This is a genomic window from Streptomyces sp. NBC_01551 (assembly GCF_026339935.1).
Classification (GTDB): domain Bacteria; phylum Actinomycetota; class Actinomycetes; order Streptomycetales; family Streptomycetaceae; genus Streptomyces.
Genome location: NZ_JAPEPX010000001.1, coordinates 2,463,935 through 2,476,564 on the forward strand (window position 1 = coordinate 2,463,935; position 12,630 = coordinate 2,476,564).

General features: G+C 74.2%; 9 protein-coding genes. 2 read left to right on the forward strand and 7 right to left on the reverse strand.

What is annotated here, in order from left to right; translation table 11 throughout:
• Positions 1-149 precede the first annotated feature (149 nt).
• Together OG982_RS11010 and OG982_RS11015 are read right to left on the reverse strand one after the other, a co-directional pair.
• Positions 150-1,193, reverse strand: a complete 1,044-nt coding sequence (locus OG982_RS11010; RefSeq protein WP_266787793.1) for a transglycosylase family protein — start codon at positions 1,191-1,193, stop codon at positions 150-152.
• 102 nt (positions 1,194-1,295) lie between these two features.
• Complete coding sequence (locus OG982_RS11015) at positions 1,296-2,570, reverse strand: cytochrome P450 (protein ID WP_266787792.1); 1,275 nt, start codon at positions 2,568-2,570, stop codon at positions 1,296-1,298.
• Positions 2,571-2,718: 148 nt separating this feature from the next.
• On the opposite strand from OG982_RS11015, the gene OG982_RS11020 reads away from it, so the two are divergent.
• On the forward strand, positions 2,719-3,912 hold the full coding sequence (locus tag OG982_RS11020; RefSeq protein WP_323139246.1) for a globin domain-containing protein: 1,194 nt from the start codon (positions 2,719-2,721) through the stop codon (positions 3,910-3,912).
• Here OG982_RS11020 and OG982_RS11025 read toward each other — a convergent pair.
• Both OG982_RS11025 and OG982_RS11030 read right to left on the reverse strand, forming a co-directional pair.
• Complete coding sequence (locus OG982_RS11025) at positions 3,909-4,889, reverse strand: nucleoside triphosphate pyrophosphohydrolase (RefSeq protein ID WP_266787790.1); 981 nt, start codon at positions 4,887-4,889, stop codon at positions 3,909-3,911. The two genes, OG982_RS11020 and OG982_RS11025, sit on opposite strands and share 4 nt — an antisense overlap.
• Before the next feature lie 28 nt (positions 4,890-4,917).
• Positions 4,918-5,538, reverse strand: coding sequence for a SurA N-terminal domain-containing protein (locus tag OG982_RS11030; RefSeq protein ID WP_266787789.1), 621 nt, complete (start codon positions 5,536-5,538; stop codon positions 4,918-4,920).
• Positions 5,539-5,731: 193 nt separating this feature from the next.
• Here OG982_RS11030 and OG982_RS11035 point away from each other — a divergent pair, with 193 nt between their 5' ends.
• Positions 5,732-8,152, forward strand: coding sequence for a YfhO family protein (locus OG982_RS11035; RefSeq protein WP_266787788.1), 2,421 nt, complete (start codon positions 5,732-5,734; stop codon positions 8,150-8,152).
• A gap of 15 nt (positions 8,153-8,167) precedes the next feature.
• Here OG982_RS11035 and OG982_RS11040 read toward each other — a convergent pair whose 3' ends face one another.
• The 3 genes from OG982_RS11040 to OG982_RS11050 form a co-directional block, all read right to left on the reverse strand.
• A complete protein-coding gene (locus tag OG982_RS11040) occupies positions 8,168-9,673 on the reverse strand; it encodes a serine/threonine-protein kinase (RefSeq protein WP_266787787.1) in 1,506 nt (501 codons plus the stop codon).
• On the reverse strand, positions 9,670-10,281 hold the full coding sequence (locus OG982_RS11045) for a hypothetical protein (RefSeq protein WP_266948422.1): 612 nt from the start codon (positions 10,279-10,281) through the stop codon (positions 9,670-9,672). The genes OG982_RS11040 and OG982_RS11045 overlap by 4 nt, the downstream gene beginning before the upstream one ends.
• 163 nt (positions 10,282-10,444) lie before the next feature.
• A complete protein-coding gene (locus OG982_RS11050; protein WP_266948424.1) occupies positions 10,445-12,559 on the reverse strand; it encodes an N-6 DNA methylase in 2,115 nt (704 codons plus the stop codon).
• Between the last annotated feature and the right edge of the window lie 71 nt (positions 12,560-12,630).

Below are 12,630 nucleotides of genomic sequence, written 5' to 3' on the forward strand. Positions count from 1 at the left end.
CCTACTTGCGCTCTCCGCAAGGACGTTTGCGCAGGTGAGGGCGGGGTTTGCGGAACGCTACCGGCGTGACACGCCAGTTGAACGGAAGAGACGCATGTCTCACTTACGGATATCCGACATTCAGGCCATTCCGGATGTCCGAAGTGCCCCTATTTCTTAGCTAGATCCAGGTTCTGGCCCGGCTTGATCAGATCCGCGTTCCCGCCGATGACCTGCTCATTGGCCTGGTAGAGCGCGTTCCAGCCGCCCTTGACGCCCTTGGCATCCGCGATGGCGGCCAGGCTGTCGCCCGCCTTGACGGTGTACGTGGGGTCCGACGCGGCGTCAGGCGCGCTGGCCGTCTCGACCGCGGGCGCCCCGCGGTGCTTTCCAGCACTCTCGCCCGCGGCGCCGGCCGCGCCGGACGGGCTCGGAGAGGCGCTGGGGCCGGTGGTGGCGCCCGGGGTCCCCGGGGCGGCCGGGTTGCCCGGCGTGCCGCTCGGGGAGGTCGGGGCCGTCGGCGAGGACGGGTCGACCGGAGTCGTGGGCGAGGTGGGGTCGGTCGACGGACCGCCCGGCGTCGTGGGGCTCGTCGGCGTCGTCGGGGTCGTGGACGGCAGGTCCGGCTCGGGCATGACGGGCAGTCCGAGCGAGGGGCCCTGCGGCAGGTCGGGCAGTCCGGTGGGCGAGCCGGACAGGCCGGGCTTCGGCGTCGGGGCGCCGTAGTCCCTGGCGGGCGTGTTGCCCTGCACCGGCACCTTGGCGTCCGGGCGGGACGGGCTCGGGGCGACCGGGCCGGGTGCGTCGGCGTTGCCCGGGTTGACGTCCGCCGACGGGCCGTCCTTGGTCAGACCCGCCGGGCTGGCGCACGTCGACCACGCCTCGGGGCCCTGGGAGGCCAGCACCCGCTCGGCGACGGCGATCTGCTGCGAGCGGCTCGCGAGGTCGGCGCGCTCGGCGTAGGACAGCCCGCCCGCGTTCTTCCACTCCTCCTGGCTGAACTGGAGTCCGCCGTAGGCGCCGGTGCCGGCGTTGGCGCTCCAGCTGCCACCGCTCTCGCATTCCGCAACCTTGTCCCAGGTGGCGGCGTCAGCGGCGCTCGCGTTGGTTGCCGCGAGCAGCGGCAGCGCCAACGCGGAGCCTGTGACTCCGGCGGTGACGACTATGGCGGGCACCTGGCGGGGGCGTCTGTGGCGGCCGTTCCCGGAACGCATGAGCTGCACCTTTCGCATAACGGCGGGGTAACGGCAGAACCTAGCCGCGTTAGCACGATCGTGACAACTCCGGTCGGAAACTGACTTCGGGTCAAGCGCTCCTCAGTCGTTTCGGGGTGTGAAGCGCACCGGAAGAGTGCGCAGGCCACGCATGATCAACCCACCGCGCCAGCGCAGCTCTTGGGCCGGCACGGCGAGTTCCAGGTCGGGAAGACGCGTCAGCAAAGTCGCGAGCGCGGTCTGCCCCTCCAGTCGTGCCAGCGGAGCACCCAGGCAGTAGTGGATCCCGTGCCCGTAGCCGAGGTGCTGGTTGTCGGTGCGGGAGAGGTCGAGGGTGTCCGGGTCGGCGAACCGCGCCGGGTCGCGGTCGGCGGCCGCGAGGACCACCAGCACCGGGTCGCCCGTCGCGATGTCCTGCCCGCCGAGGGTCAGCGGCCCGGTGGCGAACCGCCACGTCGCCAGCTCCACCGGGCCGTCGTAGCGCAGGAGTTCCTCGATTCCGGTTTCCAGCAGCGCGCTCTCGCCGGCGGCGAGGGAGGACTGTAGGCGCGCGCGCTGGTCCGGGTTCATGAAGAGGGAGTGGACGCCGTTGCCGATGAGGTTGACCGTCGTCTCGAATCCGGCGAAAAGCAAGATAAAGGCCATGGCGGTGGCCTCGGCCTCCGTCAGGTGGTCTCCGTGGTCACTTGCCCGGATCAGATCGGAGATGAGGTCATTGCCCAGATCATCCCGTTTGCGGTGGATGAGTTCACCGAGATAGGTCCGCATCTGCTTCACGGAACGGGCGACGCCGCCGCGCGGGCCGCCGCCGTGCCGGATCATCATCCCGGCCCAGTCCCGGAAGTCGTCCTGGTCCTCGCGCGGTACGCCCAGCATCTCGCAGATGGCGTAGATGGGGAGCGGGAAGGCGAACTCGTGGATGAGATCCGCCTCGCCCTTCGCGGCGAACCCGTCGATCAGGTGGTCGGTCAGCTCCTGCACCCGCGGGGCGAACTCGGCCACCCTGCGCGGAGTGAACGCCTTCGACACCAGCCGCCGCAGCCGGGTGTGGTCCGGGGGGTCGATGTTGAGCAGGTGCGTCATCAGCTCCGCCTTGCGCTCCCCCGGGATCCCGGTCTTGCCCTTGGCGTGCGCCGGCTCCGCGTGGTGCGCCGGGTTCTTGCTCAGCCGCTGGTCGGCGAGGGCCTGGCGGGCATCGGCGTACCGGGTGACGAGCCAGGCCTCGACCCCGCTGGGGAGCTTGGTGCGGTGCACCGGGGAGTGCTCGCGCAGCCAGGCGTAGGCCGGGTAGGGGTCGGTCGCGAACTCCCAGTCGAACAGGGTCGGACCCTGCGGGGTCGGGGGGTCTGCGGGGGCTTCGGGAGTCTGCTCATGCACCCGCAGACCGTATCCCGGCCGTCACCCGTCATCCCATATAGGTGGATCGTCGCGGCTGTCCGTAGATCCGCCATGACTTGACCTCGCGTGGTCCGCCGTTCCTACTTTCGGTTTTGTGGATGTGAGGATCTTGAAAAGCAGCTTCGCGGTGGTGGAGAGACGGGCCGAGCACGCGGTCAAGTTCTTCTACTCCCACCTCTTCTGGCACAACCCCGGGATCCGCGCCCTCTTCCCGGCCTCCTTCGAGGACATGGAACGCCAGCGGGACCGGCTCTTCGCCGCGCTCACCCATGTGATCGCCCACCTCGAACACGAGACCCTCCTCCCCTATCTCCGCGAGCTCGGCCGCGACCACCGCAAGTTCCTCGTCGGGCCCGAGCACTACGCGGCCGTCGGCGCCAGCCTGATGGCCGCCCTCGCCCAGACCTCCGGCGATGCCTGGACCCCGGACGTCGAGAAGGCGTGGGCCGAGGCCTACCAGGTGATCGCCGACGCCATGACGGAGGGCGCCGCGGCGAGCGAGGACCCGCCCTGGTGGGACGCGGAGGTCGTGCGCCACCTCCAGTACGGCCAGGACATCGCCGTCCTCACCCTGCGGCCGCACGTCCCGCTCCCCTATCTACCGGGCCAGTACGTGAGCGTGAGCAGCGAGCGCGTGCCGACCACCTGGCGCACGTACTCCATAGGCAACGCGCCCCGCCCCGACCACACCGTCGACCTGCACGTCAGCCGGATCGAGCGGGGCCGGCTCAGCACCGCCCTGGTCCGCGAGGTACGGCCGGGCGAGACGCTCCGGCTCGGCGCGGCCGGCGGGCAGCTGACGCTGCGCCGCACCGACCGGCCCGTCAGCCTGATCGCCGCCGGGACGGGCTGGGCGCCGATCCGGGCGCTGCTGGAGGAGCTGGCCGAGCATCCCCCCGACCAGGACGTACGGCTCTTCGTGGTCGCCCGGGACGCCGCCCACCTCTACGACCGGCCGCTCATCGACCGGTACGCGGCCTCGCTCCGCCGGCTCGGCGTCACCTACATCACGCCCGCGCCCGGGCAGCACCGCAACCAGGCCACCGACCGGCTGACGACCGCGCTGGCCAACCGGGCGCTCTGGCCCGAGCATGACGTCTACCTCAGCGGGCCGCCCCAGTTCATCGACGAGACCGCGTACGTCCTGGAGGAGCTCGGCGCGCGGCCCGACCGCCTCTTCCACGACTCCGTACCCACCGGCGGGAAGGGCCACGGCCAGGGCGGGCGTCCGCTGGGGTTCGGCGAGTGGTTCCTGAACCGCCCGGCCCCGCACTGGCACAACCCCTCGGCCCGCGCGCCGCGCGCCCGCGAGGAGGGTTAGGGGGTGTCGACGCCCTCGGCGGCGCGGATCGCGTCCCGGTAGGCGCGGGCCGCCGCGCGCAGCGCGGCCTCGGGGTCCACCCCCGCCGACTCGGCGCGCGCCGCCAGCGCCAGCAGCTCGTATCCGATGCCCTCGCCGCGCGGCAGTTCGACGGCCAGTTCCCCCGCGCGCACCCGGCCGGCCAGCTTGGCCGCGAGGGCGAGGCCCGGCTGGCCGAGCGGGATGCCGTCGGTGACCGACTCGCGCTGCTTCTCGACCGCCTTGGTGCGCTGCCAGTGCGCGCTGACGTCCTCCGGGGTCCGCGCCTCGGCGTCCCCGAACACGTGCGGGTGGCGGTGGACCAGTTTCTCCACGAGGCTGCCGGCCACGTCGTCGACGGAGAACGGCTGGTCGGGGTGCTCCTCGGCGATGCGCGCGTGGAAGACCACCTGGAGGAGCACGTCGCCGAGTTCCTCCCGTAGTTCCTCCCGCTCCCCGGTCTCGATGGCCTCGACCAGCTCGTACGCCTCCTCGATGGCGTACTTCACCAGCCCCTCGTGGGTCTGGCGCGAGGTCCAGGGGCATTCCCTGCGGACCCGGTCCATCACCTGGACCAGGTCCAGCAGCCGGGCGCCCGGCAGGTCGTACGAGCCGGGCAGCAGCTCCAGGTCGGGCATGGCGACGCGGCCGGAGCCGGCGAGGCGGGCCAGCCCGTCGGTGAGCCGCTGGTCGCCCTCGCCGGCCGGGATGACCACGACGGTGCGGCCGCCCGCGCAGGCCTCGACCAGGCTCTGCGCGTCGGGTGCCTCCCGCACGACCTCGACGCCCGCCTCCCGCAGGTACGGCAGCTGCGGGTGCTCCGGGTCGGCGCACAGCACCCGGTCCGCGGCGCGCAGGGTCTGCCACGCCGGCCAGGACAGCAGGCCGGGCGCCACCCGGTGGCTGGCGGTGAGCAGGACGATGCGGCCGGTGGGCTCGGCGGGTACGTGGTCGGTCACCCTCCGAACCTACCTCCGCGCGTCCGGCTCAGACCCCGGCGGGGGGCTGCTCGGGCCGGGTCCGCTGGGTGATCCAGGGGGTCTCGCCCTCGCCGAGCGCGATCTGCTTGGCGTCCCAGCCGCCGTAGCGCGGGTTCACCTCGATGTGCAGGGCGCCGGAGGCCTTGGTCAGGGCCGGCACGAAGGCGTCGTCGCCGAACTTCTCCCGGATCTTGCCGAGGAGCAGCTGGAAGCGGATGTCCTCGTCGATCTGGTCCGGTGCGACCGGGAGCCGCCGCGCGAGCGCCAGCTGCTCCATCTTCTGCGCGCCGCCGCTCTGGGTGGCGGTGTCCTTGCGGACGTCCTCGATCTCCCGGGTGGTGACCGTGATGCCTGCGTCCTTCGCGGTCTTCTCCAGGATCCGCAGCTGGATCATGTTGTTGAGCTTCATCCGCTCCAACCGCGCGGTGCCCGCGGCCTGGGCGCTCTGCGCGGACCGGCTCTGCGCGGTGCGCACGTCGTTGACCTGGACCTGGAGCGCGGAGGTGGTGATCCGTTCCCCGCCGACGACGGCCGCGGTGCCGGGCCGGGCGTCACTGGAGCAGGCGGACAGCAGGGGGGCCGCCGCGAGCAGGACGGCGGAGACGGAGAGCGCAGTGCGACGGTGCAAAGGAGCCTCCAGGGCCGGGAGATTGTGCGTCGGTGCACAAGGGCCGTGCGGTGATCGATGGTATGCAGTGTGGGGGTTCCGAGCCACCGGTTCGACCAACGATTCGCGGGGGTGTCGGGGTACGCCGCTGTTAGTGTTCCTGCCACTCTGCGGCCACGCTTCGTACGCCCTGCGCTGTCAGGGTCGGGCCACCATGTCGACTCCGCACCCCTCCCCGCGGCGCCACAGCCTGTTCGGCTCGGCGCTCGCCGCCCTGCTCACGGCCGCGGCCGTGTGTGCCGGAGACGCCGTCGCGGGCGTCTTCCCGTACGGGCCGCGCAACCGCAGCATCAACGACCTCGGCAATCAGTTCGTGCCCTTCCACGCGCACCTGTGGGACATGCTCCACGGGCAGGCGCGGGGCGGACTGCTGTTCAACTGGCAGTCCGGCTACGGCACCAGCTTCCTGCCCGACTTCGGGACGTACCTGACGAGCCCCTTCGCGGTGCTGGTCGCGCTCTTCCCGCGCGAGGACATCGACCTCGCGGTGTACGTCGTCACGGTGCTGAAGATGGCCGCCGCCGCGGCCGCGATGGCCTGGCTGCTACGGACCCTGCGGCGCGGGCCGTGGTGGGCGGCGGGGCTGCTGGGGGCCTCGTACGCGCTGTGCGGCTGGTCGGTGATCGAGGCCTCGTACAACCCGATGTGGCTGGACGGGCTGATCGCCTTCCCGATGCTGTGTCTGACGGGTGAGTGGGCGCTGCGGCGGCGCCGACTCGCGGTGGGGACGCTGGTGGTCGCCGTCTGCTGGACCGCCAACTTCTATACGGCGTACATGGCGACGCTGGGCGCGGCGCTGGTGCTGGTGGTACGGGTGGTGCTGACCCGGGACGGCGTACGGGAGCGGCTGCTCGTGATCGGCCGGGCGGCGGGGACCACGCTGCTGGGCATCGCGCTGGCCTCGCCCGTCCTTGTCCCCCTCTTCCTCAGCTCGGGGCAGGCGTATCCGGGGCTGGTGCGGGAGTTCCAGCCGGTGTCGTGGGCGGACACGTTCGCCCGGCTGCTGCCGGCGACGTACTCCTTCTCCTCCCCGGCGATCTTCGTGGGGACGGGGACGCTGCTGCTGGTCGCGGCGCTGCCGTTCCACCGGGCCGTGCCCAAGCGCGTGCGGTGGTGGTGGGCGGGGCTGACGGTGGCCGTGCTGCTCTCGTTCCAGTGGACGCCGACGCACCTGGCCTGGCACGTGTTCGCGACGCCGAACGGCAGCCCGTACCGGCAGACGTTCGTCCTCGCCGGGATCGTGGTGATCGCCGCGTGGACCGCCCTGGCGGCGGGCCTGCCGGGGCCCCGGGCGCTGGCGGCGGGCGCGGGCGTGCTGGTGGCGGTGGCGCTGTGGGCGAGCGGCAGCGAGCTGGTCACCGGCTGGACCTACGGGCTGTTCGGCGGCGGTCTGGCGATCGCGGCCGGGGCATGGTGGGCGCTGAAGCACCGCAGGCTGGTGCTCCCGGCGGCGGGGCTGCTGGCCCTGGTGCTGATCGGGCAGGGCGCCGCGACCACCGCGTGGGGGATGCAGGGCAAGCTCGGCGGGCTGGACGACTACCCGTCCTGGGGCGCCGCGCACAGCGCCCGCGCCAAGGCGCTGGCGGGGGCCGAGGGCTGGCCCGCGTACCGGACGGACCCGAGCCGGCCGGCGCTGAGCGGCAACGACCCGATGCTGCTCGGCGGCGAGGGCGGCGCGTACTACAGCAGCCACACCCCGGACGTGTTCACGCGCACGATGGTGGCGCTCGGCGCGGGCTGGACCTCGCGCGGGCGCAACGTACAGAGCATCGACAACCCGGTCACCGACGCCGTCTTCGCGGTCGGCGCCCGCCTCCAGCCGAACGGCGCCGTCGCCAGGGCCGAGGTGCCGCCGCTGATCACGACGCGGCCGCCGGGGCCGGAGCTCTCCTACGCCGAGGACGCGCCGTTTCGCAACCAGGAACTCCTGCTGGGCGCGAAGGTGTACGAGGACCCGGTCGCGCCCGGGGTCTGCCGCGCGGGCACCGAGGCCTACCTGTGGGCGCCGGAGTACAACGCGTACGCCCGCCTCACGGGCGGCCCCGGCTTCCGCCTGGACGGCAACTCCCCTCGCAACCGGGCCGCCGTCCAGCGGCTCGGCGTCTCGCGCGGGCCGGCCTCGGCGCTGCGCTTCGACTCGGCCCCGCCGCCGCGCTGGACCCTGGCCTGCCTGGACCGGGAGAAGCTGACGCGGGCGTCGGCCCTGCTGCGCGCCACGGCGGCCACCGGCATCAAGGTCGGCTCGTCGGGCATCTCGGCCACGGTGGCGCCGGGCACGAAGGGCACCGCGGTGCTCTCCTCCCCCGCGATCGCCGGCTGGACCTGCAACGGCCGCCCGGCCTCGGCCCACCTGGGCCTGGTCGCGATCCCGCTGGACGGCCGCACCACCACCGTCGACTGCTCGTTCCGGCCGCCGGGGCTGGTCCCGGGCGCGGCCGTCGCGGGGGCGGCCCTGCTGGTGCTGGCCTGGCTCCTGGCCGTGGGCGCGCGGCGCGCGCGGCGGCGGCCGCAGGAGGCCGACGGGCTCCCGCCGGTCGCGGCCGACGCCGAGGTGGAAGCCTCCGTACCCGCCTGAGGCGGGGCGGGGCGATCAGCCCCTGACCTGCCCCAGCCAGTGCAGGGTGCGCCGGATCTCCGCCGGGAACGGGTGGTTCGGGCCGTGCAGCCGCTCGGCGTCGAACAGCAGCCGGGCCAGGGTGTCGTGGGCCGCCGGACGGTCCCCCAGGGACAGCAGCAGGTGCGCGATCCGGCGGCGGACCTCCAGCGGCAGGCCCGGGTCCGGGTTGGCGTAGTGGTTCTCGAACAGCGGCAGCAGCGAGCGGTACTCCGCGAGGGCCGCCGCCGGTTCCCCGAGCTGCTCCAGGCATTGGGCCGCGTCGTAGCGGAAGCGGTGCGACTGGGGGTCCCCGGGCGGGAACTCGTCCGCCAGACGGCGCAGTTCGGGCAGCGCGCGGCGGTACTGGCCGTCGTCCATCAGCGTGGCGGCGTACTGCTTGCGCAGCGAGCGCACCACCGGCGAGTGCTCCCCGTGCTGCGCGGCGGCCGCCGGGAGGATGCCGCCGAGGATGTCCACGGCCTGGGTCAGACGGCCCTGGTCCAGCAGCTGCCGGGCCTCGTCCACGGCCGCCGGGATGTCCGGGCGCTGCGGGGCGGGCGGCTGCGTCGGCTGCGGCGGGATCACGGCCGCCCGGTCCGGCCAGGGGGCCTGCGGGCGCAGGAAGGGGCGGGTGGGGTCGAGCGGGCCCGCCGGCGCGCCCTGCTTGGGCAGCAGCGGGACGAGCGACTCGTACACCTCCTGGGCGGAGCCGGGGCGGTCCTGCGGGTCCTTGGCCAGCAGGTGCAGCAGGATCGCCTCCAGCTGGTGCGGGACCTCCGGACGCAGCTGGCGCACCGGCACCGGCGGCTCGTACAGGTGGCGGTGCAGCACCCCGAGCGCGGTGGACCCGGCGAACGGGACGTTGCCGCTGAGGAGTTCGTACAGCAGGACACCGAGCGCGTAGAGGTCGGTGTACGGGCCCACCGCGCCGCCCATGGCCTGCTCGGGCGCCATGTAGGCGGGGCTGCCGATGGGCGAGCCGGTGCTGGTGAGGCGGGTGGTGTCGGTGTCCATCACGGAGGCGACACCGAGGTCCAGGACGAGCACGGTGCCGTCCGGGCGGACCATCACGTTGCGGGGCTTCAGGTCGCGGTGGACGATCGGCACCGCGTGCACCGCGGACAGCACCCCGCACAGCTGCGCGACGACGGAGACCGCCCACTGCCAGGGGTACGGGTCGTGCTCGGCGAGGTGGTCGGCCAGGTCGGAGCCCTCGACGTAGCCCATGACGAGGAAGAGTTCGTCGCCGTCGCTGCCCGCGTCGTGCACGGTGACCAGCCCGGGGTGGTCCACCTGCGCGGTGACGCGGCATTCGCGGACGAAGCGGCGGCGCAGTTCCTCGGCGACGGTGCCGGGGCCCGCCACCTTGTCGGGGCGCAGCAGTTTGACGGCCACGCGCCGGTCCAGGCGCCGGTCGTACGCCGTCCAGACCTGGCCCATGCCGCCCTGGCCCAGGATGGTGGCCAGCTGGTAGCGCTCGCCGATGATCCGCTCGGTCACTGGTCGGGGTCCTGGAACGCGGTCTGGCTCGGGTCCTGGTACGGGTGGCCCGGGTTCGGGTTCGGCGCCGGGTTCTGGCTCGGCGTCTGGCGCCGCAGCAGCTCGCTGAGCTCGTCGAGTTCGGCGCGGACCTGCCCGATGCGCGGCGGCGGGGTGGTCGCCGGAGGCATGTTCGGGGCGGGGATCGGGGCGGGCGTGGGCGTCGGGGTCCGCGGGGCGGGCGGGTACCCGTAGCCGGGCACGGTCTGGTGCCCCTGCGCGTACGGGGCGGGCGCCTGGTAGGGGCCCGGGGCCGCCCAGTGCGCCTGCCCGGCCGCCGCCTTGGCCTCGTGGTGGCGGATGTCGCCGACGAGGAAGTACACGCAGATCGCGAAGCCCGACAGGATCGAGCCGCCGGCCCCGAGGTCGCTCTGCCAGCCGCTGGTGTCGGGCGTCTTGTCCAGCCCGACCAGCACGATGCAGGCGACGGAGACCACGAACCCGACCACCAGCAGGGTCCAGTCACGGTTCTTGCGGGTGACCAGGGCGAGCCGCAGCAGCGACCCCCAGGCGAAGAAGCCGCAGCTCAGGATGGGCAGCGCCGCGAACAGCACGCGCAGTGCCACCACGCTCCCGGACTGGGGCCGGGGGGCCTGGTGACCATGCTGCGGCTGGAGGCCGGGGCCGTGCATCGCTGCTCCTGACGGGCCGTGCGGAAAGGGTTTCGGGTCTGAGCGTATACAGCCTTTCCGGCCGCCAGTGAGGGGATGCGCGCAACCGTTGCACGGTCGGTTACCCGGGCGTGACCGAGCCGTCCGACAGACCGTCGTACAGGCCCTGTACGAGCTGCTCCCCGAGGCGGCCCGCGAGCCGCAGCGCGTCCTCGAACTCGGCGAGGGCGCGGAAGCGGTCGCCGTAGTGCCGCTGTTCGGCCAGCGGCAGCCGGGGCAGCCGCAGCCGGCGCACGTCGAGGCGCGTCGCGGTGGAGGCGTGGCTGCTGGCGCGGCGGTTGTTGGCGGTGCCGCGCAGGAACCCGGCGAGGAACCAGGGGTCGAGCGCGGCCGGGTCGGGGCGCAGCAGGTGCAGGTTGCGGCCGAGCACCGCTCCCGCGGCGTCCGCGGTGATGACGCGGGCCGTTCCGCCGCCGCCGACGACGGGGACGACCACGTCGCCGGCCGCGGTGAGCACGGGCTCGTCGGTCGCGGCCGCGGTGCCGGCCGCCGTGGCGGTCGCCGCCCCTCCTCCGGTGCCGGTCGCCGCCCCGGTGGGGCCGCTTCCGGTGTACACGTCGTGTTCGGTGAGGACCGGGGCCCCCTCGGGGCCGGTCCCGGTCCCGCCGCGCAGCAGCAGCGCGCCCGCGCGGGCGAGTTCGCCGATGGTGGTCAGCGGCTGCCGCGCCCCGCCCGGGTCCGCGTCCGGCGCGGCCGAAGGCACCGGCGGGGTGGTGCGGGCCGCCCGGCCCAGCGTCTCGTCCAGCCGCTCCCGTACGGCGGCCAGTTCGGCGATCCCGCCGCCCGCGGCCGGCGGCGGCAGGTGCCGGGCGGGGGTCAGGTCGACCTCGTCGTCGAGCAGCTCGATGACGGGGACGGTCCGGCTCACCCCCGCCACCTCGGGCACCGAGCCGGACCGGTCGTAGGCGGTCCAGGCGTCCAGCACCGTCCGGTGCACGGCGGGCCACGCGGCCCGGCCGCCCTGCCCCTCGGCTGCGAGCGCGGCGGTGTCCACCAGGAGCAGCCCGGCCGGGGGCGCGGCCTGCGGCGCGGGCTTGCGCAGCACCCACAGCTGGAGCGGGATCCCGTACGGCGGCGCGGCCCCGGCCGGCAGGGCGACGACGGCCCGCAGCGCGCCGCGGCGCAGCAGGTCGGCGCGGATGCGGCGGCCGGAGCGGCGGGAGGCGACGGCGGGCGGCATCAGCAGCACGGCGGTGCCGCCCTCGCGCAGGTGCGCCAGCGCGTGCTGGATCCAGGCGAGTTCGGATTCCGTGCGGGCTGGGAAGCCGTACTCCCAGCGGGGGTCGTAGGCCAGTTCCTCGTGTCCCCAGTTGCGTTCGTTGAACGGCGGGTGGCAGAGCACGGCGTCGACCGGGCCGGTGGCGGAGGGCGCGAACGCGTCGGCGCGCAGGCTGTCGGCGGCGGCCGCTCGGACCTGGGCGGAGCCGTGCAGGGCGAGGCGCAGGGCGGCGAGCGCGGCGAGTTCGGGCGCGGAGTCCTGCGCGTACAGGGCGGTGGCGCCGGGGACGGCCCGCAGCAGGGTGCCGGTGCCGCAGGCCGGGTCGAGCACGGTGCGGGCGGCGGGCCCGGCGAGGGCGGCCATCAGCGCCGCGCAGCCGTCCGGGGTCAGCGTGTACTGCCGGGGGTTGGCGTCGAGGTGGCGGCCGAGGAGGAACTCGAAGGCCTTGCGGGCGCCGAGTTCGGCGGCCAGTTCGGCGGCGGCGCGCAGCAGCGGCATGCCCGCGGGACGCGGCGGGGCGGCCGCGGCGCCGGGCAGCGGCCGCCCGGGGCCGAGCCGGGTGGCGAGCACCCGGGCGAGCAGGGGCGCCAGCCGGGCGGCCATCCGTTCGTCGGAGCCGGCGGTCAGCTCCAGCCAGTCGGTGGGCCGCTCGTGTACGAGGAGCAGCGCGCCGCCGGTCTCGACGAGCGCGGCGACGGCCCCGGCGGGGTGGGAGGCGATCTGCTGCCAGACGCGTTCGCGCAGCGGGACCTCGGCGAGCTTGCCCTGGGCGCGCAGCCAGTCCTCGACTTCGGGCAGGGCGAAAGAGGGGCTGGTCTCGGTGCCGCCGACGGGTTTGGGGAAGTCGGCGTGGCGGCGGCGCCAGTTGCTCACGGCGGCGCGGCCGACCCCGGCGAGGCGGGCGATCTCGGCTGCGGTGACCTCGGGTGCGGCGTCTGCGGCGGTGTCCTCCAGCATGCGGGCGAGCATACCCGTACACACGCCAGAGACCACTTCACAGCGTGAATCGAAGAAGCTTCGCAAATCGT

Bases quoted from the DNA above. Each gene is read 5' to 3' on its own strand.
- OG982_RS11010 (WP_266787793.1), bottom strand. From the start codon at position 1,193: ATGCGTTCCGGGAACGGCCGCCACAGACGCCCCCGCCAGGTGCCCGCC.
- OG982_RS11035 (WP_266787788.1), top strand. From the start codon at position 5,732: ATGTCGACTCCGCACCCCTCCCCGCGGCGCCACAGCCTGTTCGGCTCG.
- OG982_RS11050 (WP_266948424.1), bottom strand. From the start codon at position 12,559: ATGCTGGAGGACACCGCCGCAGACGCCGCACCCGAGGTCACCGCAGCC.